Annotated in this window: 21 protein-coding genes; 7 read left to right on the top strand and 14 right to left on the bottom strand. The window is 59.7% G+C overall.

The genetic code is table 11. The annotated features are described in order from the left end of the window. Window positions 1-151: 151 nt before the first annotated feature. Window positions 152-751: a glycosyltransferase family 9 protein gene (locus MOP44_RS13640; RefSeq protein ID WP_260796590.1), complete on the top strand. Its 600-nt coding sequence runs from the start codon at window positions 152-154 to the stop codon at window positions 749-751. Next, window positions 748-1,428, top strand: a complete 681-nt coding sequence (locus MOP44_RS13635) for an HAD family hydrolase (RefSeq protein WP_260796589.1) — start codon at window positions 748-750, stop codon at window positions 1,426-1,428. The genes MOP44_RS13640 and MOP44_RS13635 overlap by 4 nt, the downstream gene beginning before the upstream one ends. Here MOP44_RS13635 and MOP44_RS13630 read toward each other — a convergent pair. The 8 genes from MOP44_RS13630 to MOP44_RS13595 are packed head-to-tail and all read right to left on the bottom strand — an operon-like array spanning window position 1,362 to window position 10,254. Next, window positions 1,362-2,489 carry a CgeB family protein gene (locus MOP44_RS13630; protein WP_260796588.1) on the bottom strand — a complete coding sequence of 376 codons (1,128 nt, stop codon included), beginning with the start codon at window positions 2,487-2,489 and terminating at the stop codon, window positions 1,362-1,364. The two genes, MOP44_RS13635 and MOP44_RS13630, sit on opposite strands and share 67 nt — an antisense overlap. Continuing rightward, on the bottom strand, window positions 2,486-3,607 hold the full coding sequence (locus MOP44_RS13625) for a CgeB family protein (RefSeq protein WP_260796587.1): 1,122 nt from the start codon (window positions 3,605-3,607) through the stop codon (window positions 2,486-2,488). Before MOP44_RS13625 ends, MOP44_RS13630 begins: the two co-directional genes overlap by 4 nt. Next, a complete protein-coding gene (locus MOP44_RS13620) occupies window positions 3,604-4,719 on the bottom strand; it encodes a CgeB family protein (protein ID WP_260796586.1) in 1,116 nt (371 codons plus the stop codon). Before MOP44_RS13620 ends, MOP44_RS13625 begins: the two co-directional genes overlap by 4 nt. Beyond that, window positions 4,709-5,800 carry a glycosyltransferase family 4 protein gene (locus tag MOP44_RS13615; RefSeq protein ID WP_260796585.1) on the bottom strand — a complete coding sequence of 364 codons (1,092 nt, stop codon included), beginning with the start codon at window positions 5,798-5,800 and terminating at the stop codon, window positions 4,709-4,711. The genes MOP44_RS13620 and MOP44_RS13615 overlap by 11 nt, the downstream gene beginning before the upstream one ends. Next, complete coding sequence (locus tag MOP44_RS13610; protein ID WP_260796584.1) at window positions 5,788-7,095, bottom strand: TIGR04295 family B12-binding domain-containing radical SAM protein; 1,308 nt, start codon at window positions 7,093-7,095, stop codon at window positions 5,788-5,790. The genes MOP44_RS13615 and MOP44_RS13610 overlap by 13 nt, the downstream gene beginning before the upstream one ends. Further along, the gene (locus MOP44_RS13605) at window positions 7,092-8,177 is read right to left on the bottom strand and encodes a GDP-mannose 4,6-dehydratase (RefSeq protein WP_260796583.1); all 1,086 of its coding nucleotides are present in this window, start codon (window positions 8,175-8,177) and stop codon (window positions 7,092-7,094) included. The genes MOP44_RS13610 and MOP44_RS13605 overlap by 4 nt, the downstream gene beginning before the upstream one ends. Before the next feature lie 23 nt (window positions 8,178-8,200). Continuing rightward, window positions 8,201-9,322: an NAD-dependent epimerase/dehydratase family protein gene (locus MOP44_RS13600; protein ID WP_260796582.1), complete on the bottom strand. Its 1,122-nt coding sequence runs from the start codon at window positions 9,320-9,322 to the stop codon at window positions 8,201-8,203. Next, a complete protein-coding gene (locus MOP44_RS13595; RefSeq protein WP_260796581.1) occupies window positions 9,319-10,254 on the bottom strand; it encodes a glycosyl hydrolase in 936 nt (311 codons plus the stop codon). The genes MOP44_RS13600 and MOP44_RS13595 overlap by 4 nt, the downstream gene beginning before the upstream one ends. A gap of 410 nt (window positions 10,255-10,664) precedes the next feature. Here MOP44_RS13595 and MOP44_RS13590 point away from each other — a divergent pair, with 410 nt between their 5' ends. Beyond that, window positions 10,665-10,880, top strand: a complete 216-nt coding sequence (locus MOP44_RS13590; protein ID WP_260796580.1) for a hypothetical protein — start codon at window positions 10,665-10,667, stop codon at window positions 10,878-10,880. A 1-nt stretch (window position 10,881) separates the two neighbouring features. Here MOP44_RS13590 and MOP44_RS13585 read toward each other — a convergent pair whose 3' ends face one another. Further along, window positions 10,882-11,820: a chemotaxis protein CheB gene (locus MOP44_RS13585; RefSeq protein WP_260796579.1), complete on the bottom strand. Its 939-nt coding sequence runs from the start codon at window positions 11,818-11,820 to the stop codon at window positions 10,882-10,884. 241 nt (window positions 11,821-12,061) lie between these two features. Here MOP44_RS13585 and MOP44_RS13580 point away from each other — a divergent pair, with 241 nt between their 5' ends. Both MOP44_RS13580 and MOP44_RS13575 read left to right on the top strand, forming a co-directional pair. Continuing rightward, a complete protein-coding gene (locus tag MOP44_RS13580) occupies window positions 12,062-15,829 on the top strand; it encodes a CheR family methyltransferase (protein WP_260796578.1) in 3,768 nt (1,255 codons plus the stop codon). Continuing rightward, window positions 15,822-16,466 (top strand): response regulator, encoded by a 645-nt coding sequence (locus MOP44_RS13575; protein ID WP_260796577.1) that lies wholly within the window; start codon window positions 15,822-15,824, stop codon window positions 16,464-16,466. The genes MOP44_RS13580 and MOP44_RS13575 overlap by 8 nt, the downstream gene beginning before the upstream one ends. An 11-nt stretch (window positions 16,467-16,477) precedes the next feature. On the opposite strand, the gene MOP44_RS13570 is transcribed toward MOP44_RS13575, so the two are convergent. Further along, complete coding sequence (locus MOP44_RS13570) at window positions 16,478-16,672, bottom strand: hypothetical protein (RefSeq protein ID WP_260796576.1); 195 nt, start codon at window positions 16,670-16,672, stop codon at window positions 16,478-16,480. Between the two features lie 125 nt (window positions 16,673-16,797). On the opposite strand from MOP44_RS13570, the gene MOP44_RS13565 reads away from it, so the two are divergent. Further along, entirely contained in the window at window positions 16,798-18,084 is a 1,287-nt protein-coding gene (locus tag MOP44_RS13565) for an EAL and HDOD domain-containing protein (protein WP_260796575.1), read from the top strand. 111 nt (window positions 18,085-18,195) lie between these two features. Further along, on the top strand, window positions 18,196-20,157 hold the full coding sequence (locus tag MOP44_RS13560) for an alpha-L-arabinofuranosidase C-terminal domain-containing protein (protein ID WP_260796574.1): 1,962 nt from the start codon (window positions 18,196-18,198) through the stop codon (window positions 20,155-20,157). A 75-nt stretch (window positions 20,158-20,232) separates the two neighbouring features. Here MOP44_RS13560 and MOP44_RS13555 read toward each other — a convergent pair whose 3' ends face one another. The 4 genes from MOP44_RS13555 to MOP44_RS13540 all read right to left on the bottom strand — a co-directional run bounded on the left by MOP44_RS13555 (window position 20,233) and on the right by MOP44_RS13540 (window position 26,353). Beyond that, window positions 20,233-22,062, bottom strand: a complete 1,830-nt coding sequence (locus MOP44_RS13555) for a glycoside hydrolase family 55 protein (protein WP_260796573.1) — start codon at window positions 22,060-22,062, stop codon at window positions 20,233-20,235. Then, window positions 22,062-23,273 carry a glycosyltransferase family 4 protein gene (locus MOP44_RS13550; protein ID WP_260796572.1) on the bottom strand — a complete coding sequence of 404 codons (1,212 nt, stop codon included), beginning with the start codon at window positions 23,271-23,273 and terminating at the stop codon, window positions 22,062-22,064. Before MOP44_RS13550 ends, MOP44_RS13555 begins: the two co-directional genes overlap by 1 nt. Before the next feature lie 74 nt (window positions 23,274-23,347). After that, window positions 23,348-24,928: a lipopolysaccharide biosynthesis protein gene (locus MOP44_RS13545; protein ID WP_260796571.1), complete on the bottom strand. Its 1,581-nt coding sequence runs from the start codon at window positions 24,926-24,928 to the stop codon at window positions 23,348-23,350. Window positions 24,929-24,973: 45 nt separating this feature from the next. Continuing rightward, window positions 24,974-26,353, bottom strand: a complete 1,380-nt coding sequence (locus MOP44_RS13540) for an O-antigen ligase family protein (protein WP_260796570.1) — start codon at window positions 26,351-26,353, stop codon at window positions 24,974-24,976. Window positions 26,354-26,360: the final 7 nt, after the last annotated feature.

The raw sequence follows: 26,360 nt of genomic DNA, 5'->3' as shown, positions 1-26,360 counted from the left end.
CAGAATCAGGAGCAACGCGGCTGATCTGATGGTGGAGTGCGCCCCGCGAGCAGTAGAACTCATCCGCTGTGTCCCCGGCGTCGATGAAGTGTTTTCCTGGGGTGCGGATCCACAAGAACAACCGAGGCCCTGGGATGTGCAGCTAGAGTTAATGGAAATACCGTACATCTTTCGCACCAAGCTCAGCGACCTTCCCATCACGACCCAGTATCTCCGACTGCCACACGCAGAGCTGCACTGCGCCGCCCGCGCACTGGGACCAAAATCGGGTAAGCCCCGCGTCGGCATCGTCTGGTCTGCAGGCGAGTGGAACCCTTCCCGCTCCATACCTCTTCGATCACTCACCGCGATTCTCGCCAGACCAGAATTCGAGTTCTGGAATTTACAGGGCGGCTTCGTGCGCCAGGAGTGGAGCCGGTTGCATCTCGGCAAACACGTGCGCGATACATCATTGCTCGCGGACCGCGGGCTCCTCCCGCTCGCTGCCGTCATTGCGAACCTTGATCTTGTCATAACCGTCGACACATTAGCCGCGCACCTGGCCGGCGCCCTTGGTGTGCCATGCTTCCTCATGCTCCAGTACGCAGCTGATTGGCGCTGGATGGTCAATCGAGATGACTCACCGTGGTATCCTTCGCTGCGCCTGTTTCGCCAGCCTGATTCGGGCGACTGGCCCAGCGTCGCGCGCGAAATCGACGGCGCCCTTGCAGCCTTCCCACATACCCGAAGCAATCCCGGAATGGCAGCATGAGCCTTGCCGTCGCCTGGGATCAATTCGACGCTTACCTCTTCGACATAGACGGAACGCTACTCCATTGCACCGATGCCGTGCACTACTTTGCCTTCTGCGATGCGCTCTCGACCGTGGCCGGCCGCCAGTTGAATCTCGATGGTGTCACCGCGCATGGGAATACGGACATTGGCATTCTTCGCGATGCCCTCACGCTTGCCGGCGTTTCTCCACAAGAGTGGCGGCCGCGTCTGCCGGAGCTATGCGACGCAATGTGTTGTCAGGTAGAGCGACAAAAAGCCGATCTCTGCATCACAACTCTGCCCCAAGTTCGCGAGGTCCTTCATCATTTGCACGAGAATGGTGCCTTGCTCTGTGTAGCAACCGGTAATCTGGAGCGCATCGGTAAGCAGAAACTCGCTGCCGCCAAACTACTCGAACTCTTCCCCCTCGGGGCATGGTCCGACGGCCTGGAATACCGCGAACATGTATTCCGTCACGGCATAGCACTCATTCGCGAACGTCTGAGCAACAATGCCGCAATTCTGGCATTCGGCGACACCCCGGCCGATATCTCCGCCGCGCGCGCAAACAATCTTCCTATAGCCGCCGTAGCCACAGGCATCTATGCTTATGAAACGCTCGCGGCCGAGAGCCCCTCGCTCTGCATCCGCAGCTTCGCCGACCTGTTGGAATGAACCCGCTCCACCACATCCTCAAACTCGCGAGCACGATGAGCAGATGTATGCGCAGCAAGAATTCTCTCGCGCGCATTTGACCCAATGCGGCGGCGCTCTTCCTCTGTAGTGTCCACAAGAATCGACCTAACTTCAAATTCATCTTTCGGGGTCAAGATCTCTTCCCCTGGCGTCAAGAACGTCTCGAGGCCCGGCCACTTGTCCGACAGAATCGCCGCTCCGCAAGCAGACGCCTCAAAGAGCCTCACAGAGGGTGAATAGCCCGCCGCCACCATGTCATCTCGCGTAAGGTTCAGCGTAAACCGCGAGGACGAGTAGAATGCCGGATGATTCTGGGGCGAAACGTGAATGATGCGTCCCACGTTCGATCCCCACTGAGTTGACTCGGGATATTGCGGCCCAGCCACCAGGAATCTTCGTTCCGGCATCAGCGCAGCCGGGCGCCCTAACAGCCTGTCCAGCTTCGGCTGCCGATCCTTTGCATACGTGCCCAGGTAGCTCAACTCACATCGGAATGCCTCGCGGCATGCCGTTGGTTTGTATAACTCCGGATCGACCGAGCAGTAGAATGGCACAGCCCAGGGGGAACCAAAGCGCGTCTCGAGTTCTTCCAGCGCTGGCCCACCCGTAAAGCTCAAATATGCGGCATAGTGCGGTATGAGCGCAGCATCCAGATATTCCGTCTCTCCGCAGGCGCGCAGGGCCGCCATCGTGATCGGAGTATCGATGTCATAGAACAGGATGGGCCCGCGTCCCGCATCCAGCAGCCGGCGTGTTAGTGCGATCGCGTCTTGGAAATAGGAACCTACGACAATCACGTCTGAGTCTGCACTGGCCCGCGCCACTGCCTTCTCACTTACTTTCCATTCGTCGTAGATCTGCACGGAGCAAAACTCAGGCTCCGGCAAGTCACGATTGCTGCGGTACCACTCGACATCCTTCTCCACAAAATGCACTACGTGCCCGCGCTCCGCCAACGCCTTGGCCAACGAGCGATAAGTTGTCGCGTGTCCGTTCCCCCATGACGAGGTGATCGTAAGTCCATAGATCACGATTTTCATGCAGGTTGCTCCACTCTCTCGGCAGTCGGAAAGGCCCGCTCTACGCCGCTGCGCCTTTCGAGCGACTCGATGAACGCGTGCTCAGCTTGAGCCGCGCGCAGATCGTAGGTGTGATCCCTTAGCGCGCGTTCCCGAAACGCCGTTCCGATCTTCTTCCTTGCCTTCTCGTCATATTTACGGAGTGCCTGCACCACGTCCTCAGCCCGGCGTATCACCAGAATCTCAGTGCCCGGCTCAAAGCAGTCATCGATACCCGGCCAATCATCGCAAAGCAAGCATGCACCCGCACCTGCAACCTCGAAAACGCGCGTAGGCGGAGAGAATCCCGAGTCCGCCATCGACGCCCGATTGATGTTCATCACCATACCCGCCGAGCAGTTCACGCGGTTGTGATCGTCCGTTGGAACGTGCCCAATCCATCGCACGTTCTTCGGCAGCGCCTTGTCGCCCCAGCCCTCGCCGCCCAGGATGAATGACGCACCCGACGCCAACTCCGCAGCCCGCAGAAACAACTCCTCCACACGCGCTTCGCGATCCGGGAGCCGATTACCGAGGAAAGCGACATCGCATCTCAGTGCAGCATCGGGATCGACGGGATGATGCGTCTCCAGATCAAGACCGTTGTAGATGCTGTAGTAGGCGCGCGCACCAAACTGAAGATAACCGTCGCGGCTGGCCGGACCTCCGCCATAGCTCAGGATCGCGTCGAACTTCGGCACTGCCTGGCGAAACGGGTCGCCAGCATTTGCGCGCATTCTTGCCAGCGTGGCCGGCGAATCCACGTCCCAAAAGAAGACCGGCCGCTCCGCGCCCATCTCCGAGACCAGCGCTTCCAGCAACTCATCATCCGCGCCGATCCCACTGTGCTTCACCACCACATCGGCTTCCGCCGCGCGCTCCAACATGGCCGCTACGTCAATCGTCGGCCGATACACCACTGATTCAACATACGAGAAGTCGCCGGAATCACGATGTTGCTGGCGTCCGTATGCATCTGGCTCTGCGAATGTGACGCTGTGGCCGCGGCGCGCCAAGTACTTGTAGCAGCCACGATAGTAAGTCGCCGCTCCATTCCAATACGACGAAACAATGCTCGATCCGAACGCGAAGATCTTCATCGCAGCACCTCCTCACAAATTCCGTCCAATTCCGCTGCCCGATGCGCGCACGTGTGCCGGTCCAGCACCGTTTCAAGCCCACGCTCAGCCTGCGCCGCCGCTTCGTCCGGATATTCGAGAAACCGTCTCATCGCATCCGCCATCTCCGCTCCATTTCGTACCACCGCAAAGTCTCCGCTGCGGAACAGCCCCTCTGCGTCATTCCAGGGAGCCGAGATGAGTGGAATTCCACATGCCAGCGCTTCAAACACGCGTATCGTCGGAATGCCAGTCATCACCCGCGCATACTCCTGCCGCGGCACATGCACCGTCATCAGAGACTCCGAGTAGACTCGTGGCGCCTCAAGGTTCGGCAGATACCCGCCGTAATTCACATGAGCGTGGCACAACTCCCGAAGCGCTCCCTCTGGATAGCGCACGCCGAAAATCGAGAAGCGTTGCTCCGGGATTTCTGCTGCGGGCCGCAGGAAGAACTGGCGAATCTCTTCTGAGCGCTCATCGTCCCCCCAATTGCCAATCCAGACCACATCCTGCTGCTTGCCCTGCGCTTCTACAGGTCTGAATACGCTGACATCTGCGGCTTCGTGCAACGTCCACACCCGATTTATTCCAAACCGCTCTCGATAAATCCTGCGCAATACTTCTCCGAACGCAACCACTCCGTCGAACTTATCCACTCCGAAAAGCCGAATTTGCTCCGGCGATGACGATGCCCGATGGTGCGTATCGTGGAAGAGCATTCGATAGCCGAGATACTCGCGCACTTCGAGCAAAACGGCCGAAAGCGCCGGCGGATTCCACTCGTGAAGAACCACCACATCGAAATCCCCCAACCGTTGCTGCCACATCCCCTGGCTGGATACATCCGAGGTTTCGTAGAGCTCGATCTGCAGATCTGGATAGACCTCCTCAAATCGTCGTAGTGTTTCCTGACCGCGAGGCTCAAGCAGCAGGTTGTCCACCGACCATTCCGCGCGCGGCTCGAATACCACCGCATCATGTCCCAGCGCGCGCATCCCTCGCATCAGGCCACGAAGAAAATGCGCATTCCCGTTGTTCCAGTCGGAGCGAAGGGAATGCGCGAAATAGGCGATCCGCAGCTTACGTGACACTGGCCGTCTCCGCGACGCTCGAATACAGAGCGCGATAAGATGCGACCATTGCAGCGCGAGTGTAGCGGCTGGCTCGCTCGGCAGCTCGTTGCTGCGCCATTCGGAGCCTGCCGCAATCCTCCCAGAGCCACGCAAGCATATCTGATAGGTCCTCAGCATTGCGGAAGTAGCTCGCCGCGTCTCCCCAGACCTCCTCGAGCGACTCGATCCGCCGCGCCACCACTGCACACCCACAAAGCGCCGCCTCCAGGGGAGCGAGTCCAAAGGGCTCATAGCGTGAAGTGCACACGTACACAGCGCTTTCACGAAACAAGCGGAGCAACTCACGCTCACTCTGCGGGCCGACTAAAGTGGCGTTCTTCAATTCCGGTGCAGTGCTCCCGTCGCAGTCAGTCGCCCCAGCGATGACGAGCTGCATCGGAGAGGTAACCTTTTCTAAGAAGGTGACGCCTTTCGCTTCGTCCCACAACCGACCCGCGGTCACCGCCTGCATCCGTCGTCCATTCCCGGGCACAGCATTCGCAATCTTCCGGCCGTTCGGAATCGCGCGGCTCTCACACGAGACTCGAAAACCCTGTTTTAAGGCGCGCAGCATCCACTGAGTTGGCGTAGTCACGGCATCCGCTTTGTCCAGACCCTGCTGAACGAGCGCGCAATACCTCTCCAGCCATGGCGACCTCTGCAATGTCTCCCCGCGGCACGCTCGCGCCCAGCTCAGCACGTCACTGTGAGCAGTAACGATCTTCGGAACACCAATCTCAAGTGCTCCGTAGCAGAACTGATTTGAATGCAAGACGTCAGGATCGAACTCCTGCGCCACCGCGCCGATGAGCTGATCTCCTGCTTCGAAGCATCGATCGTTGTGCTGCATCCACTCCAGCGGTACATCCGAATCCACATAACGAAAAGCAAGGCCCCACCGCGATGCCAGTTCCGCGCACTCAGCAGATTGGCCCGGAGATGCCGCTTGGCCGAAGCTGACCAGCGCTACAGAATCACCAGCTTCCAGCAGTCCCGCCGCAAGCTCGTGCGTGAACCGCCAGACACCGCCTACCGTGTCGGTCGTGATCAGAGCGCGCATTCCAACTCCGCCAGTGACCGTGGTTGCTGATCCTGGATATCGGAGAACCCGCGGTCGCCAAACAACTGCAGGTAGAACTGGTGCGCGCGTTCCCAGGCGCCCTCATCCGGCTGCGCCCCGAATGTCTGCACATACTGCGGACTGCCCGGAAATGGAAATAGCGGTACGGGCTCGCTCACCCACACGCCCGCAGCCTTGAGCGTCCTCTGGAAGCGCGCGACTTCCGCGGGATCGTCGTGAGTCGTGCCGATCAGATTCGCCTGCACCCAGGGAATATGCTTCCGCGCCGTGAGCAGTGTAGATTCGATCGTCTCGGTCGTAAATCGGCAATGCTTGTTGAATTCTTCTCGACCCTCGTGCGTAATCGATTCAATCCCGCACTCAAATGAAACGCAATGCGCGCGCCCGAGCAATTCAAGCGACTCCTCATTCCAGAGATCGATGCGCGTCTGAAATCCAATGGCGAGTGGACGCTTCGCAATCTCCTCGAGCAGCACCCGCACCTGCTTGCCAACGCCGAAAATCTCATCGATGAAGTAGACATAATCCACTCCACGGGCAATTAATTGATCGATCTCCTGAAGCACCTGACTCAGATCTCGTTCGCGAAACTGGTTGCGGAAGAGCGTCTTGTTGCAGAAGGTGCATGAATAGGGGCATCCGCGTGCGAACTCCACTTCTGCGCCCAGCTTCAGGTGATCCGCCCCATTGCCCGCAAAGACATGATGCAGGTGCGTATGCCGTTCCACAGGGTAATCCGAATAGTCGAGCATGGTCACGGCCTTCATGTCCGTAGTTCCAAGCCCTTCCGATACCCGGAAGCGCCCTTCTTCATCCCGCCAGCAGCATCCCGGAACCATCTCCCACGGCACGGAGCTAAGTTGCGGCAGCGTTTGATCGGGTTCGCCGCGCAAAACGACATCGGCCCCCGTCTTCATCATCGTTGCGTGCGGCGTCGCAGATCCGTGCGGCCCAATCAACACAACCTTCGATTCTCGCGCCAGCGAACCAATCCACACCTTAGGAACGCGCAACTCAGGCTGCGGACATCGCCAGAACAAATACGACGGCGCCGTTGGAATAACGAGAAAGTCTTCTCCGAATGCCTCCAACTTACTCCGCACATCTGCGGGAGCAAGCTCCTCCATATTGGCGTCAATCAGCAGGACATGGTGCCCCGCCGCGCGTAGCATTTCTCGCGCCGACAGAAGTTCCAGAGGCACATGAGGTTCGCGACAACCGAAATATGTCGAGCCCTCAAAAGTCCATTGAGGATTCACAAGCGCATACTTCATGCGACCTCCTGCTCCAGCACCTGAGTTCGAGGCTCAGCGGCGCTCTTTGACTGCTTCGCTTTCCAAAAGTCGAAAATCGCCTCAAGAGTATCTGCGAGACTGCGCTTGGGGCGCCATCCTGTATCGCGCTCAAGCTTCGCCGTGTCCGCCACGTACCAGGGCTGATCGCCCGGCCGTACTTCGCAGTACTTCAGCTTCAGGCGCTTGCCGGTGCGGGCTTCCATAATGTGCAGCATCTCGATGATGGAAACGGCACGCTCCTGCCCGCCTCCCAGGTTGTAGATCTGCCCGCGCGTGCGCTCAATGTTGCGCCGAACAGCCTGCATCGCGTCAACCAGATCGTGCACATGCAGCACATCGCGCACTTGGAATCCGTCGCCATAAATGGAAATCGGACATCCCTCAAGCACCGAATAAAGGAAGTGCGCCACCCACCCCTGGTCCTCGTTGCCGAATTGGCGCGGACCGGCAATGCATGACATCCGAAACACCACAGTCGGCAGGTCATAAATGCGCGCGTAATCGCGCACATATTGGTCCGCGGTTCCTTTTGAGCAGCCATAGGGCGAGTGAAAATCGAGGGGCTCCTCCTCCGTCACGCCGCGGAGTCCCTTCGCACATGCGCGGTAATGCGTGCCTTCAATTTCAGTCGGAGTGCGATCGAGTGATCCGTAAACCTTGTTCGTCGAAGTGAACAGCAGAAAAGGACGTCTTCCGCTTCTGCGCGCAGCTTCCAGAACATTGAATGTGCCGTGCGCATTCACCTCGAAGTCAGTAGACGGATCATCTACCGAAGTTGTGACTGCCACCTGTGCCGCTAGATGAAAAACATCGGTGACGCCCTCCAGAGCCTGTCGCACTGCTTTCGCGTCGCGCACATCTCCGCGCGTAAATTCAAGACGGCTCCCTCCCTGCATGCCGCGAAGCCACTCAACGTTCTGTTCCACACCGCGGCGCGAGAGGTTGTCGAAGATCCGCACATGAGTCTCGGGCGACCTAAGCAGACGCTCAGCCAGATTGGACCCAATGAACCCGGCACCGCCTGTAATCAATACCAAACGGCCTGCTCCATCCAGTTTCATTCCGCTTCCATTCTCCGCGTTACTCACGCAGTCAATCCATATGCACTCAATTCACTCAACATCGTCTCTACCTTGTCTTCGGCTTGCTGCTCGCCCAGCCACTCCGCAAGTTCACGGAACCCCTCTTCGTGGGTCATCTGCGGTTCATAGCCCAGCAAAACACGCGCTTTCGAAATATCTGCATAGCAATGCCGAATGTCCCCTGCGCGGTACTTATTCGTGATCACCGGCAATACATCCTTACCAAGGCTGCGGGCGAGCTTCTCCGCTACCTCGCGAATCGTGATAGGCTTGCCGCACCCGATGTTGATCACTTGCCCATTCGATGCCGGCCTTTCCATCGCAAGCATGTTGGCGCGCACAATGTCCGACACGTGAACAAAGTCCCGCATCTGCTCGCCGTCTTCAAAGATCAGCGGCTGCTTTCCGTTCAGCATGCGCGAAGCAAACACGGCCGCGACGCCTGTGTAAGGATTCGAGAGCGCCTGCCGCGTTCCATAAATATTGAAGAAGCGCAGCGCGGTTACCGGCAGCCCATAGGTTCTGCCGTAGATCAGGCACAGCTCTTCCTGGTCCCGCTTTGATAACGCATACACCGAGTTGATCTCGGATGGCTTGCTCTCGTCTGTAGGCACAGGCTTCAGAACGCCGCCGCATTCTTCGCAATGCATATCCCAGTGACCGGCCTTCAGTTGCTCCACCGGCCGCACCGGTGGCGATGCGTGGCGTCCGCACTGGCTACAAACATACCTTCCTTCGCCATAGATCGACATCGAAGAAGCGACGACAATCTTCTCCACCATGCTGCGCGAATCAAGAATCGACTGCAGCAGTTCTGCAGTGCCAATCGTGTTCACGCTCATGTAGCGGCTGATCTCATACATTGACTGCCCAACGCCAACGCACGCCGCAAAGTGGAAGACAACATCCACGCCGGTCATCGCCTCGCGCAGACGATTGGGATCGCGCATGTCGCCGGTGAGCAGCTCAACTTCTTTGGCGAGGTAATCCGGCCGCCCCCCCGGATGCACTTGCGGATTAAGCTCGTCCAGTACCCGCACCCGGTGCCCTGCGCGCAACAACCCGTCCGCGAGATGCGACCCCACAAACCCAGCTCCGCCGGTAATCAATATCTGCTTGCTCATAGAATGGCTAACCTCTTCTGTTCATCTGCGGCTGAGGTGCTGCTGCTCGCCGGCCCATAGCGCTCCGCCGCCCATCGAGCGAATTCGGCAAATTGCGCGTTATCGCGAGGAGGGCTGGTGTGATGCTCCTCCATGCCCAGGTGCGCCGGCGTAAAGCACAACGTAAGCGCCACATCGAACGGCTCAAGTGCCGCCATCATCCGGTCAAACCATGCCGTGGCATTCGGGCGATATGCGTCTGCCCAGCTCAGTCCTGTTCTCAAATATCGAACCCCGCGCTCTTTCATCCAGCGCACTGCGTCATCCAACCGCGGATCCTCGAAATGGAACCACTGGCAAATCCCCACGGAACCATCTGATGGAAAGCAGCCCTCGGCGAGCTTTGGCCGTCCGTCATCCTTCACCAGACCGAGATAGTAGTGCCGATAGTAGGAAGAGCCCTCAGCTTCCTTATGCCGTGTTTCAGCCGGCCACGTAGGCGGCAGATCGAAGAGGCTGTACCAGTGAATGCGCTCCACGCGCCCGCTGAGCAGTTCCAGCGTGCGCCGCAGTCCGAACTCTTGCACTTCCTCCGCGCCGAACGAGGATGCTCCCACCTCCAGCACCCACACCGGCTTGCCGGAAACGTCGTAGGCCTCCGCCACTTTCGCAGGCCAGTCGTCTATCTGCCAGTGATTCCAGTCCAGTGGGAACCCATGCACGCCCACAGCATCCACGTGATCCATCACGCCCTGTGCCGCCATGTTGCGCAGAAAATCGCAATCGCATGAAGACACTCCACCAAGCACAACGGGCACGGCAGGATTCACGCCGCGAATGGCCTCCGAGCCTAGCTTCACTAACTCGGCATATCCTCGCCAGCCTGGGTCGAGATGAAAGTTCCAATGCGAAAGATTGTTAGGCTCGTTCCACAGTACGAAAGCCTCGATCATGCCCTTTTTCCTGATCCCTCGTTCGCCATCTCTCACTCCTGGTCAGCTGCCCGCGTGCGTTCGTGCGAACAAACGGCGACACAGCACAAGAGGATGCGGGATCTCTCATGAGTTCATCCCCTAGCCTGTGCGGCCCAACGTGCTCGTAAGAGGTAAGTACATTTAGTCGGGTTGCCCGTGTTCAGCGGCCCTGCCGGCAAAAGGGGCGCATCGTGGGATGGCTCTGCTATTTACCTGGGGATAACCCTTGGCCGCCGCCGCAGGCCCCATTCAGACAATTGCTTTCCTTTCACGACACTTCCAAAATTCACCTCAGCTATACAAGGTTCACCTCGCGCCATTCCGGCGCTATCATGGTTCACGCGTGAATCATTTCCCGCATCCAACACGCAGAGGAGTCCGCACGAGGAATGTCGAGACAATATCCTGCAAACGTCGTGGAGATTGCCCTCAAAGAGACCATCGAGAGAGTTGACCGTTCGCGGGTCTCAGTAACGAGAACCATCGAGTTGCTGAATCAGTGTCAACAGACCATCGAACAGTCGTACAAGCTCCTCGATCGCTCCAAGCGGCTGGTGACTGACCCCTTTGGTCGCCCCTGGACCGACCGCAGGGAAGAAGCTTAGATCACGCCTCTCGAAGAATCTCGGAGGTGTCCCGGCCGCTTTCAAGCAGGTGGCGCAGCATGTCTTGTTGTTCAAGGTGCCGTTCGATGGTGTGAGCAGCATCGCTGCCGTGTTCGGTTTCGCCCTGCTGGATGGCCGTGCGCAGAAGCTGTGTGAGTTCTTCTGATTGCGCCAGCGCTCCAGTAAGCGCGCGCTCCAGAATCGTGATCTTCTCGGCAATCAGCGACTTGAGCCCGAACCGATGCCCCGTATGGCAGCGAAATTCCCGCAGATGGCTCATCCGGGTCATCGTCATCGCGCCGCCGCATTCTGGGCAAACCTGGGTAGCCGGTTCAGGTTCTGGATCCGGCACGGCGGGCACCGGCGCGTGTTCATCCTCCACCGCCAGCCTCATCAACAGCGGTGCGATCTCCCCGAGCCGCACAATATATTGAACGTTCAATCCACGGATCGCACTATCGGGCATGGAGCGGTAAGCCGCTTCTTCCGGATCCTGCACAATGGTCGTTCCATTGTGCTGTTGAATCTCCCACAGACCGGCCGCTCCATCATCCAGCAGCCCCGTAAGCACTACGCCCGCTACTCTCTCCCGGTACGCCGCCGCCGCGGAACGGAACATCACGTTGATACACGGCCGATGAAGGTTCTCCTTGGGTCCATGCCCCAGTTCCAGAAAACCATTTCGAATCATCAGATGATGGTCGGGAGGGGCGACGTAGATCCGGCCCTCCTCGATGAGCATCCCGTCCTCGGCATGCAAGGTGGGCAGGGCGCCCGCCCGATTCAGGATAAGAGGCAGAATGCCTTCGCCATGTGGAGACTGGTGCAGGGTTACGAACACAGCGGCTTTCAGATCGGCTGGCAAACCTGCCGCCAGGGTCTGAAGCGCCTCGAATCCGCCCGCCGAGGCCCCGACCACAATAATGTCGCGCGCTGCCACCCCGACTGAGATGCAGATTCTCACCCGGCGCCATAACCGTCGTTAAGAATTCATCAGAAACCGTTCGATAAGCCGCGTGAGTTCTCTCACTAAGTCCACTTTCACAGGCCCACTTGGCAACCACAATGCAGCGTATAGTGAATGTACTGAAAGTACGATTATGCCCCCCGACGATCTCAACCCAGAAAGTTCCCCTGATACCTCGCCCCAGCCGGCTTCCGAATCATCGGAGCTGGCCCTTGTGCCGGCGAACGAGACCAGCGCCCTAGCCACCGAAGATTCCACGCAGCCTAGCCAGCAGGACCCATCTCCCAATCTGCCCTTCGCTCCCCGCATTGAATCGGCTGGAGAAGAACAACAGGCTCCGGCCTTGATGTATCCAGTCGTCGGCTTCGGAGCCTCCGCTGGCGGCCTCGACAGCTTGCGCGAAATTCTGGAAAATCTCGACCCAAACACGGGAATGGCCTTCGTGCTGGTTACGCATATGGCGCCTAACCAGCGTAGCTTCCTCTCGGAGATTCTCGAGCGCTACACGAAGATGACCGTCGTTCCCATCGAAAATGGCTTGCGTGCGGAACAAAACCACCTCTATGTGCTGCAGCCAGGCCAGCGCCTCACCATCCGCGAGGGCAATTTCCAAGTCGAGGAGTTGTCCCCGGAAGACCGTACGTACCGCCTGATTGACACCTTCTTCTACTCTCTGGCGGCCGATCAGAAGAATCACGCCGTAGGCGTTGTGCTCTCGGGTGGCGACTCTGACGGCGCCCTTGGCCTCAAGGCAATCAAGGCGGAGGGTGGCATTGCCATCGTCCAGACCCCCGAGTCCGCCATGCAGCCCGGCATGCCGCGCAGTTCCATTGCCGCTGACCACGTTGATCTCGTTCTCCCTCCCGCTGAGATCGCCATCGAGCTCGGCCGTCTCGGCCACCAGTTCACGCGGCCCGAGGTGCGCTCGCTCGAAGACGGGCACGCGGCCCCCGACGACGAGCAGTCCTTTCAGAGAATCCTGCAGCTGCTGCGCGGACTCTCCGGCCTCGATCTCCGCCTATACAAGCCTGAAACCGTTCGCCGCCGCATCGCCCGCCGCATGCTGCTCCTGCGCCAAGATCGCCTGTCCGAATACCATCGGCTCCTTCAGATGCGGACCGACGAACTCCGCCTCTTGCAGGAAGACGTCCTTATTAATGTCACGCATTTCTTCCGCGATGCGGGTTTCTGGGACTCCCTTCGCTTGAATGTGCTGCCCGTGCTGCTCCAGGACCGGCCTCCCGAGAAGCCCATCCGCATCTGGTGCGCAGGATGCTCCACCGGAGAAGAAGCCTACTCTCTCGCCATCGTGGTTCTCGAGTACCTCTCCCAGAATTCCCTCGATACTCCAGTCCAGATATTCGGCACAGATGCCAGCGACCAATCCGTCGAGACCGCGCGGATCGCGATATATCCCGAAACTATTGCCGGTGAGGTAAGCCCCGAGAGGCTCCGCCGCTACTTCGTTAAGGTCGACCGCGGATACCAGGTCTCAAAGCGTGTTCGCGATACCTGCATCTTCGCCCGGCAGAATCTTTGCGCAGATCCCCCGTTCTCCCACATCGATATCCTGAGCTGCCGCAACGTGATGATCTACTTCAATCAGGTGTTGCAGCGCCAGGTGATGCTCACCTTCCACTATGCTCTCGAGGCTGGCGGCTACATGCTGCTGGGCATGTCCGAAGGATTGCGCGACTACGGCGACGTCTTCAACACGGTCGACAGAAAGCACAAGATCTACATGAAGACCGGCGCGCACCTGCCATTCAACTACGAGCCGCCGCGCACCTATGCCCTGACACACGCGGGTGGAGCGATTAGGCCGCCCGTCGTCGAAATCGATAACAACATTTGGCCTGAACAAGAGCTACAGCGCGCCGCCGACCGCATTGTTCTAGCGCGATTCGGACCGCCGGGCCTCATCATCGACGACCGCATGAATGTTCTGCAGTCGCGCGGTCAGACCTCCTCGTTCCTCGATATCACTCCCGGCGCGGTGAGTTGGAACCTGCTGCGCGTGCTCAAAGACGGTCTCGTCAATGACGTGCGCACGGCGGCCCAGCGCGCCATCCGTGACAACGTCCCCGCCTCCACCCAAGTCACCTTGATAGATGAGCAAAAGGGCGAGCAGCAGATCGAAATTGACGTGCTTCCCATCACCAGCGCCTCTACACGGCCGCGCAGCTTTCTCATTCTTTTCCAAGCCCTCTCGAAGGGAGGAGTGGAACGGCGCCTGCCCGAGCAGGTGCTCCAACCCGAACTCTCGGCGGACGAGAAAGAGCGCTTGATCGCGCAGCTTCGCCAGGATCTGAACTCCACCCGCTTTCACCTGCAATCGCTCGTCGAAGAGCGCGACGCCCGCAATCAGGAACTGGTTTCGGCGAATGAAGAGATTCAGTCTGCCAATGAAGAGCTCCAAAGCACCAACGAAGAGCTTGAGACCACGAAGGAAGAGCTGCAGAGCGCCAACGAAGAACTGCAGACTGTCAACGACGAGTTGCAGCAGCGCAACAACGTGCTCACGCAGACAGGCAACGATCTCACCAACCTGCTGAACAGCGTCAATATCCCGCTCCTCATGCTGAATAGCGAGTTCCAGATTCGCCAGTTCACCCCGCCCATGCAGCGGCTGCTCAGCGTCAGGCCCACCGATATAGGTCGGTCCATCAATGAGATCCGCCTGCAGTTGAGCATCGAAGATCTCGAACCCATTCTCAATGAAGTATTGGAATCGCTTGGAACCCGTGAGATGGAGGTCCAGGATAAAGAAGGCCGCTGGCATCTGCTCCGCGTTCGCCCTTATCGTACATCTGACAACAAGATTGAAGGCCTCGTCGTCCTCCTGCTCGATATCGATCAGCTCCGGAGCAGCCAGCAGCAACTGGTCGACGCCCGTGACTTCGCCAGTTCGGTGGTGGAGAGCGTGCCGGTGCCGATTGCGGTGCTGAATCAGGACTGCACCGTCCGCACCGCGAACACATCCTTCCGCGAACTCACGCAGATGCCTGCAAGTGACCTGGTCGGACGATCGATGCCTGATCTGGCAACCCTGCTATGGGGCATTCAGGGTATTCGCGAAAAGCTGGAAGACCTGCTGCGCGGCCCGGCTGGTTCCCTGCTCGAGTTCGAGCACGAGTCGACCACGGCGCAGCGCCGTACCCTTCTCATCAAGGCGCAGGCACTCTCCACTGACGGCAACCGCGTTCTGCTGCTGATGATCGAGGACATCTCCCTCCGCCGCGAAGCGGAACGCCTCATTACGCAGGAGAAGCACGCCCTTGAGGGCGAGATCGCAATCGCCGCCCGCAAACTCAACCGCACCCAGGAGGAACTGCGCGGCCTTACCGGGCATCTATTCTCGGTGCAGGAAGAAGAGAGGCAGCGGGTCGCCCGCGAGTTGCACGACGACATCAGCCAGCGGCTCAGCCTGATTGAAATCGACCTCCAGCAGATTCTCGCCCAAAACGGCAAAGGCAAAAAGGATGGACTGGAAAAGTTGCAGGCCTTGCGGGAGCAGTTGAGCGCGCTGAACACCGATGTGCGCACCATGTCGCATCGGCTCCATCCGGCCATCTTGCATGACCTTGGACTTCCAGCGGCGCTCAAAGCCTTGGTTACGGAATTCGGCGCCCGCGAGGGCATGCCGGCCAACTACTCCAGCCACGATCTGCCCAATACAGTGCCTATGGAAGCTTCCATCGCGCTTTACCGCATCGCGCAGGAGGCTCTGCGAAACGTAGCCAAGCACGCCGGCAAGACGCACGTAAAGGTGGTCCTCAGCGCGCCAGACAGTAAAGTGGAGTTGAAAATCATGGACTTTGGAATCGGGTTCGATCGCGATGCGGACCCCACGACTCACGGCCTCGGTATGATCTCCATGCAGGAACGCGCCCGCCTGGCCGGCGGCACCCTCGATGTGCAGTCCGGCCTTGGCCAGGGCACCACCATCACCGTCACCATACCTGTGGATGGCCATGCGTAAACGACTTCTTCTCGGAGACGACCACTCGCTCATGCTCGACGGCTTGTCGCGTCTGCTGAGCACCGAATTCGACGTGGTGGGCACTGCTACCACTGGCCGTGAGTTGATCGCGGAAGCCGACCGCCTCCAGCCCGACGTCGTCGTGCTCGACATTGGCATGCCCGAAATGAATGGCATCGAAGCCGCGCGCCGCCTGGCAAAAACTCACCCCGGGATGAGGCTGATCTTCGTCACGCAGCAACTTGATCCCGCTTACGTTCATGCGGCCTTTGCGACCGGCGCGCGAGCCTATGTCGCCAAACAGTCCGCCGCGAAGGAACTGATGGAAGCCATTCGCATGGCCCTCGCGGACCGCTACTATGTAAGCCCGCTGGTGGGCGGCGAGGCAGGCGAAATCGCGCGCGCTGAACCGAGAAGAAATCCTGCAGAGCTGTTCCAGACCAAGCTCACTCCTCGCCAGCGCGAAGTCCTGCAGCTTGTCGCCGAGGGAAAATCCACCAAGGAAATCTCCACTTGCCTCAACATCTCCATCAAGACAGTGGAGTTCCACCGCAGCAGCCTTATGGATGAGCTAGGCCTGCGCACCATCGCGGAACTCACTCGCTACGCCATCGCCCAGGGCATAGTGAACCAGTAGCGAACTCCGAATCAGGTTTGTTGGTCCTTCTCCTGGCCGCCGTCAAATTCGTCCATGTGTTCATGGACGAGCTTCCAGAGCTCCTCCGTCGTCTTGCACTTTGCAAGTTGCTCCCGCGGAATTCGCCGGCTCACCTCCTCGCTGATCTTCAGCAATGCCATCGCGAGCCGCAGCTCCTCGGGAGTCATGGGTCCCTTGGATGCCAACTCTGTCCTCTGGGAAACACAGTGCGCAATCCTGATTCACTTCCCTGTGCCGAGCCGCAACCATCAGCACGTTACCTCGGCGTCTAACGATCGGGCGGTCTTCATCCGATAAGCAGCTTGATCTCATGCCTACGCGCAGCAGCAAGAACGCAATGCTCGAGCCCCTCTCCGAAGAGGCGGCAGCTCCGGTCCGCTATCTTGCGCGTCAGCCCATCTTCGACATGCGCGGACGCGTATATGCCTACGAACTGTTGTTCCGTTCAGGGCCTGAGACTGAATTCCGCGGCTCCAGTCTCGACGCCACCCGCACCATGATCGATAACACCGTCGTCTTCGGCGTGCGCATGCTCACCGGAGGCCTCCCAGCCTTCGTCAACTGCACAACCGACGCGCTTGAGGGAAAACTGGTCGAAGCACTGCCGCCAGGCATGGCAGTACTCGAGATTCTCGAAGATGTAAAACCAACGCCCAAGGTTCTCAGTGCCTGTCGCCGATTCAAGAAAGGCGGCTACCGCATCGCGCTCGATGACTTTACCTGGCAGCCGGAGATGGAGCCTTTGATCGGTCTGGCTGATTACATCAAAATCGATTTCCGCTCTACCGATGCCGAAGCACGCCGCCAAACGCTCGCCAGGCTCAGCAACTTCTCTGGAGCGCTGATCGCTGAAAAGGTCGAAAGCCATCAGGAGTACGAACAGGCCAGGCGAGAAGGATTCACGCTCTTTCAGGGATACTTCTTCTGCAAGCCGTTCTTAATCACCAGGCGCAAAGTCCCGGCCAATCACGTCGCTCACATGCAGCTGCTTCAGGCGATGCAACAGCAGCCTCTCGATTTGCAAAGGGTCTGCGAGTTGGTGAAGCGCGATGCCTCGTTGACCTACCGCGTCATCAGACTGGCAAATTCCGCCATCATGGCATCCCGTCAGGAAGTTACCTCCATCAAGTCGGCCATCGTAAAAATCGGCGATGATCAGTTCCGCCGCATCGCGTGGCTCGCCATCGCCAGCGAATTCAATGCCGGCCGCCCTGAAGAGATCCTGCGAATGGCGTTCATCCGCGCCCGCTTCTGCGAGCTCGGCTCCATCGGCACAAACTTTGAACCCAGCCAGGCTTATCTGCTCGGCCTGTTCAGCATGCTCCCTGCCATGCTGCAGTTGCCAATGGAAGATGCGATCCGCGAACTCTCGCTCAGCGAGCCGCTTCGCACTGCACTCCTTCGAGACGATCGTCCCTGCTCAAGCGAACAATGCTCCATCCAGGCTCGGCTCGCCTGGTTGAAATCCCATGAGCGGGGCGACTGGCCGGAGTCTGACTCGATTGCCGCGCAACATGGGCTCGACAACAGTCGTCTCCTGGCGGATTTCACTGAGGCAGTTGTATGGGCCGATCGCATCATCGCAGCCTCTGCCTGACAGTCCCCCGCCCTCGTCCGGAACCTCAACGCGGTCCTCAGCAACGGTAAATCGCATTTCCAGGCCAGTGCGATATACTCCTCCCGAGTCTCGAACAGGGGTTAAACCTACATGCTTCAGAAAGCGTTTACCGGCATCCTCGCCTGCTCCGCCCTCGCCCTCGCCTCTCTGGCCAACGCGCAGCAGCATCCCATTACCCTCTCCATTCATCCAGATCAGCCCTCCACTCCCGTCAGCCCCATGCTCTACGGCCTCATGACCGAGGAGATCAATTACTCCTACGAGGGCGGCATCTACGCCGAGATGGTCCGCAACGCCACCTTCCGCGGAGACTGGAGCGGCATCCTCTACTGGTACCTCCTTGAGCAGGGCAACGCCTCCGCCACCATGCAGCATGACGCCTCCACCGGCCCCAGCGATGCTCTCAAGTCCAGCCTCAAGCTCGAAATCAAGCAGGCCGACGCCCAGAACCAGGCTGGCCTCATCAATACCGGCTGGTGGGGCTTTGGCCTCAAACCCAACACTGAGTACAAAGGCTCGTTCTACGCGAAGGCCGGCGCCTCTGACATGGGCCCCATCACCGTCAGCCTCGTCGCCAACCAGACCGGCAAAGCCCTGGCCACCGCGAAAGTCGAGAGCGTCAGCACCGATTGGAAGCAGTACAACTTCACCCTCAAGACCGGCGCAATCGAAGCCTCCACCGCGAACCACCTCGCCATCAGCGTTGGTCATGCCGGAACCCTCTGGCTGCAACTCGTCTCCATCTTTCCGCCCACCTACCACAACCGTCCCAACGGATTCCGCGCCGACCTGATGGAGAAGATGGCCGCGATGCATCCGCAGTTCCTGCGCTTCCCTGGCGGCAATTATGTCGAGGGCAACCGCATCTCCGATCACTTCGACTGGAAGAAGACCATCGGTCCCCGCGTCGATCGTCCCGGCCACGAAAGCCCCTGGGGCTACTGGTCCACCGACGGCATGGGCCTCCTCGAATTCCTCGAGTGGTGCGAGGACCTGAAGATGCAGCCAGTGCTCGCTGTCTACGCCGGCTACTCCCTGCACGGCGATCACGTAAATCCCGGCGCCGACCTCGATCCCTACGTGCAAGATGCGGTCGACGAAATCGAGTACCTGACCGGCTCCACCAGCACAAAGTGGGGCGCTGAGCGGGCCAAAGATGGACACCCCGAGCCATTCAAGCTCACCTATGTTGAGATCGGCAACGAAGAGTGGTTCGATCGCTCCGGCAGCTACGACGCACGCTACGAGCAGTTCGCCAAGGCAATCCGTGCCAAGTATCCCGATCTGAAGTTGATCGCAACCGCCCCAGTAAAGAGCAAAGACGTCGACGTCCTCGACGAGCACTACTACGTCCGCGCCACGCAAAACTTCAAGGACGCAGACCACTACGACGCGAGCCGCGAAAATTCCTCCTCGCCAATGAAGTGGGACGGCGGACACTACGATCATGCCGACCGCAAGGGCCCCAAGGTCTTCGTCGGCGAATGGGCCACGCGCGAAGGTGCGCCCACGCCCAACATGGGCGCCGCTCTTGGCGACGCCGCCTGGATGACCGGCCTCGAGCGCAACAGCGATCTCGTCATCATGGCTTCTTACGCACCGCTGCTCGTCAACGTGAATCCCGGTGGGATGCAGTGGGAAACCGACCTCATCGGTTACGACACCTCGAAGAGCTACGGCTCGCCCGCCTACTACGCGCAGGTCATGTTCGGCTCTTACATCGGCGATCACACTCTCGCCTCGAAGGTTGAAGGCGCAGACGGAAAGTTCTTCTACTCCATCACTGGCGATGCCGCGAAGAAGAAGCTTTACCTGAAGCTCGTCAACGGCTCTTCCGCTCCGCAGGCCGTCGACATCGACTTCTCCGCCGCAAAGCTCGCCGCGTCTGCAAAACTCGTCAGCCTGAGCGCGAAAGACACCCAGGCCACCAACACCATCGATCACCCTAAGGACATCGTTCCGGTGGAGAGCACCATCCCAGTGCAGGGATCGCGCCTCCGCCACACCATGCCGGGCTACTCCATCCAGGTCATCGAACTCACTCAGCAGTGACTCACAAACTCAAGCCAAACCAAAAGGCCTCCGTCGAATGCGGAGGCCTTTCTCTTTCAATTTTCTGGTCGTCCCTCACTTCCACGGCCCATAGCATCGCTCCGCATTAAACACCAGCGGACTCCCCGCTCCGCCATCGGTTCCCTTCATAACCTTCGTGTAACAGGCCTGCGCCGGATTCCCAAACACGTGCCCGCCCGGTCCCATTCCACCCGTCACGTCCGGCCCAATCGCAGGAAACGGAATCGCGCCCCACCACGCCGGCCTCCCCGCCAGGTAGAACGACGCCGGCAGCTTCCGCATCAAACCGGGCATCCACTCGATCCCGCCGCTCACGTTATTGAAATTCCCATGCATCCGCGTCGTGGCTGAAGTCTTCCCCGCATGGCAAGGCGCGATTCCGCCGCCGCATCCATCGCCCGTTCCATCATCGTTGGCGCTGCCGTAGCCGAACGTGATCCCCACCGCCCCCTCGTACACGCGCTTCTCCGGATACTCAAGAACCGGCGTCTGCGTAACCGCGGTCGAATATCCCTTCAGCGCCTGCATCTGCGCGCTTCCAATCACGTTCCCAATCAGGCTATTTCGCGTACTCAGGTACGAAAACTGCACTGCCCTGGCCGCCTGGAACCCATAGTGCCCTTTCCCGCAATCCACTGTCCCGCGCCCCATAACCGGCCCGCAAATCCGATTCGTGCCCACCACCCAGTTCCGGAATGCCGTCGTCTCGCTCGAACTGCCCCACACCGAATCCGCATAGATGGCGGTCAGCACATTGCCTTCCAGCAAATTAAACTGCGGATGCGCGCCGTGATAATTCACCCCGCCGATCATCACATTCGCGGCATCGCTGTCGAACTCGCCCATCGTGTAGTTGTAGGCGATCACGTTCCCCGCTGCGCCCCACTGCGGCATCACTGCTTCATGTGTGCGCTCGATGATGTTGTTCTCAATCAGCGACCCGCTCGTCTTCAGTGCCAGCACAATATCCGAATCATGCGCGCCCGGCACATGCAGATACGCGTTCGAGAAATAGCTGTCGCGTACTTCATCGCGATATCCCCACCGGATCGTCACATGGTCGCCGTCCGCGTAGTTCCCTTCCACGCCGCGCAACCAGCAATACGCACACATGTCCATTAGGAAATTCGTCGCATATCCGGTATTGTTCGCCCTCACCTGAAGGTCTTCCACGCCGGCGTGGCTTGCAGCCATCGCGGACGGCACCGCAACGGCCTCATACGTATAAGCCGAATAGAGCGCCGGCGCAACCGTCAGCGTATTGCCGATTGCCGCCGTCACCTCCACAATCTGCCCGCGCGCCATGCTGCCGTCTTTCGTCCAGCCGCCGTCGCACCAGTTGCAATTACCGCCGCTCCCCGCCGCCGTCACATACGTCGGATCATTCCGCTCCGTGATCACCAGGTACTTCCCCACCGCGATCCCCGCAGCCGAAACCAGTTCAATCTGCGTCGAATTCTGCGCCGCACCGCCCTTGATCACCCGAGGACGAAACGGCACACCGCCTGACCCCATCGCAATCACGGCGTCTCCCGCGCCCGTAGCGTTCAGGATCGTCTTGTCCGCACCGGCCCCGCGCAGCGTTACATTCGACGGCACCCGCACAGTCCCGCCAATCGCATACGTTCCCGGTTCAAGAAACACGGCCTGCCCCGAAGGACAGGCCGCTAGCGCAGCATTGATTTGTTCAAGAGTCGCCGTGGGCTTGAGTGTTGCGCAGTTCACTTCCCGCGCCGGAATCACTCCTACTCCAGCCTGCGACCAGTCGATCCCCCGGTCCTCCGCCAGAAGCGGCTTCCAGCTCTGCGCGCCGCAGTAAGACGCAAGCGCAAGCAAGAGTATCGTTCCCGAATACCACCGAATTCCCCGCCGCGCAGCCTTCATCACATGCTCAGCGCCGCACACTCCATTGGCCGCGCCTTACGCGTAATCCCATCCACCAGGGCGAAGTACTCTTCCTCTTTGGCCGTCCAGTTGTTCTTCGCAATGAACCCTGCGCAGTTCCTGCGCAGTTCCGTCATCCGCTCCGGCTCATCCATCAATGCCAGAATCTTCTCCGCCAGATCGGACGCATTCCCTGACTCGAAGAACTCCACCTTCCCACCGCCGAAATAAAACTCATCAATCCGTGTGCGCGACGCCAGCACCGGCACACCCATCGCCATGAATTCCATCGTCTTGGTACTGAACGCAATATCGCCGAACCCTTCCTTGCGCTTCGGCACCACGCCCAGGTCGATCGTCGCCATAACCTCAGCAACTTCCTCCAGCGGAACCAGTCCCGTCAGCGACACGCGATCCTCAAGACCGCGCTCCCGAATCAGCTTCTTCAGATTCTCGCGCTCAGGCCCGTCGCCGATGATCAAAAACTTCAGCCCCGGCGCCCTCTCCCGCAAAAGCCCCACCGCCTCCACCGCGAGGTCCACTCCCTGGTGCCGGCTCAGCGTGCCCGGGTAGCAGATCACAAACTCGCCGTCCCTGCCCGTGCTCATCCTCTTTCGCGCAGAACGCCAGAAAATCCGTGGGTCGGGATAGTTGAGGATCACCGAGCACTTCTCCGGCCGCACGCTGCCGCGGTTCAGCACCGTCTCCTCCACCAGGTGGTTCACCACGATCACGTGATCCGCAAACGCAATTGAGAGCTTCTCCACCAGGGCCAGCAGCCGAAAGATCATCGAACGCTCGCCAATCTTGAACTTGCTCGCGTAGAACTCCGGCACCACCTCGTGCATATCGTGGATCACCCGCGCCCCGCGCATCCGCTGGAACACCGTCGCGAATACCTCGAAGTCCGGCAGGTTGTGAACATGGATCAGATCGTACGGCTCGCTGAACGCACCCTTCGTGAGAAACCACATGGACCGGATGAAGAACAGCAGAATCTTCAACAGATAGCTGAGCGGCCCCCGCTCATCCCGGACCCGGCTCTGCACCCGGAACACCCGCACGCCATTGATCGTCTCCACCGCCGGTTGACCCGCGTGCCCTACCGCGATCGCGTCCACCTCGTCGCCACGCCGCGCCAGCGCCTCGGCATAGCGGCGCACCCGGTTATCAGCGTCGTAAAACGAGTAGGCGAGCATGCAAACTTTCATCTTGAATATCCCTTGAGTCGCTTCCGCGATACACGATCCCATCTAGAAGAAGAACAGCCCCCCGCCACCCTTGCCTATTCCACTGACGGCGCAGTTACTACCCTCGAAGTGTTATTTGCGACTGTGGCCGGCCGCCTTCGCCCCCGCAGCTCGCCTATCAGCGTAACCATCGTCCGCAGCGGCGCCGGCCCGCGATGCAGCACAACCACCGCCGCCAGATACAGCACGCCGAACGTCGCCGTCACGCAGACAATCCTCAACAGCGCCCCGGCCGTATCCTCAAGATTCCTCAGCCACCAGCTGTGCGCCAGAACCGCATACGCCGCAACACTCGCCGCCAGCGAAGCGACAATATACCGCCAGATCGCCCGCACCACCGGCATCACTCCAAAATCCACCGGCCTGCCCGCATACCAGAGTGAAGGCAGCGTCAGCGCCCAGAACGACGCGCTCCACGCAACCGCCACTCCTTGCGGCCCCCACGGCAATCCCGCTAAGAACAGCGCACACGTCACGGCCCACTCAAAGATGCCCCACTTCAGCCAGCGCTCCGCATGCCCCAGCGACACATGGATCCACCCATGCACGCCGCTCACCATCATGATCCCGATTGCCGGCGCGAAAAACGTGAAGATCCACCCGGCGGTTCCCCAGTTCGGCCCCAGCAGCACGCGGATCACATCCTTGCCAATCAGCGTCAGATCGCCTGCCAGCGCCATCCCGATGAACGCCAGCATCCCCAGTGCGCCCAGCACATAGCGCGTCCATTGCGCGCGATCATCGCGCACCCGGCTCAGAGCCGACACCGCCACGTTCGCATTGGCCGAAACCAACTGCGTCATCGGCATCGCAAACAGGTCGTAAGCCTTCTTGTAATACCCCAGCGGATTCGCGCCGAAGCGCCAACCTACCAGCAGGTTGTCGAAGTTCCGAACGAAGTAGTTGATGCTGTACCGGACTCCGATATGCCCTGCGAACCTCAGCGCATCGCGCGTCTCCTCAACCGCCGGACTCTTCGGCATCCACGCGCAAAGAATCCACACACCCACCGCCGTGCTCAGCGACATCATCAGTTGCCCGGCCACCAGCGCCCAGTAACTCCAACCCGCCAACCCCAGCACAATCGACGTCACCACGCCCATCGCGCGCGCAACAATGTCGTTCATCGCCAGCGAAGGAAACAGCATCGCTCGCCGTAGCAGCGCCGCATGCACCGTCGGCGCGCATGTCAGAAGAATCTGCAGCGACAGCGCGACGGCAATGCGAATCACCGTCTGCTCGTTGTAGAAGCGCGCAACCAGCGGCGCTGCCAGCGCAAACAAACCCGTCAGCGTCACCGCAATGCCAGTGCTGATCCAGAACAGATTGCTCGCCAGCGATTCGTTGATCTCTTTGCGCTGCAGAATAGCGTCGATAAATCCGTTGTTCGGCGTATTTGCCAGCAGCATACTGAACGTCAGCACCATCGCCACCAGCCCAAAGTCGCGCGGCGCAAGGATGCGCCCCAGTACGACCGTCGCCGCCACCTGGATCCCCAGCGACATCACGCCCGAGAAGATGTTCATCCCCGCGCCTCGCACCGCCAGGCTGCGCAGCGCCTTCCCGCCACGCGGAACCGACGGCGCAAATGCGCCACTAGCGTCAAACGGCCTCAAACCCTCTCCTCAATCTGCCGTGCATCACTCACACTCTCCCGCCCTCTACTGCAGAACGCGAACTTCCCTGCGCCTCCGCCCCAGCTCAAACAAGCGAACCGCATTTGCATCGGGAGCCGCTGCCAACGGCATCACAGTGATCGCCAGCAGGAACGCCAACCAGTCCGGGCTCATCATCCGGAACCCAGCCTCCGTGAACACATACACCAGTTCCGCCGTCATTAGCGCTATGCGCAGCCGTCCCGCCTGCGCATCCCTTCGATACAGCGCCAGGCCCGCATAGAACCCAGTCACAATCAGCACCCCAATCAGTGCCAGACCCATCCAGCCCAGGTTCAAATACAGTTCCAGATACCCGTCATGCGCCTGCTGAATCCCTCGCTGGCTCATGGACCATACTGCCTCCATGCGGTCACCCATCCAGAAACTCTCGAAGCCCGCCCCCGTCAGCGGGTTGATCTTCTGCGCCAGCACCGCCTTCCATATCGTCGTCCTTCCCGTCAGCGTCGAGTTCCGCCCCAGCGACTCCAGAATGCCTGCACCCGAACTGAGGAAGAGCGAAAACCCCGCCGCCGCAACCGCAGTCACAAACACGCCGACCAGCACCGGCGCCCTGCGTTCCATCCAGGGCAGTGATGCCAGCACCATCACCGCACCCGCCAGCAGGAACGACGAGAACGACGTCATCGAATCCGCGCGGATCACCAGCCCCAGCGCCAGCAGAAACGTAATCCCCTGCGCGATCATGTGCCGCCCGCGGTTCATCATGGCACGATCCTTATACGCCCCGATCAGCGACCACAGCGCACCCAATCCGCACGCCATGCACAGCACACCCAGTTCGTTCTTGAATGTCGTGACGCCCGTGTACATCGTCACGTGTTCCGTCGCGTCGTACATCGTCCCAAGCGCCGGATAAGCAACGATGAACAGCACCGACATCGGCAGCAGCACGAACCCCACGCGCGCATACATCCGGTTGATCGCATGCTCCGGATCAACATCCGTGAGCACCAGCAGGACCATCACCAGGTCGCCCACGGCCTTGATCCAGCGCTTGAACCCCACCATCGGCGCGTCCGACCAAGACAGGCTCACTGCGCAATACAGGAAGAACAACAACAGCGGCAGGTTCAACTGGAGAAACTGCTTCATACGTGCGGCGCGTCTATTCAGCACCAGAAGCCCAACCAGGATGAGCAGTCCATACACCGTCGCATCAACCGGGCTGCCTTCCGTAAAACGCTCCACGTAGTTCGTGTCGCGGTTCGGCTGCAGCCACACAGACACCGGCCGCGAGCAAATAATGCCGAACCAGATCACCGGAATCCATACAACCCATGACGCGCGCCTCTGCTCGTGCCGGTCCATTTGGAAAAGCCAGCAGATGAACACGACCGTGATGGCGGTGGCTGCGTATTTCATACAGCGT

Source organism: Occallatibacter riparius (assembly GCF_025264625.1).
In the GTDB taxonomy this organism is placed as follows: domain Bacteria; phylum Acidobacteriota; class Terriglobia; order Terriglobales; family Acidobacteriaceae; genus Telmatobacter; species Telmatobacter riparius.
Note: the sequence above shows the minus strand (reverse complement) of the source record. Positions and strands in the feature narration are given on the sequence as shown.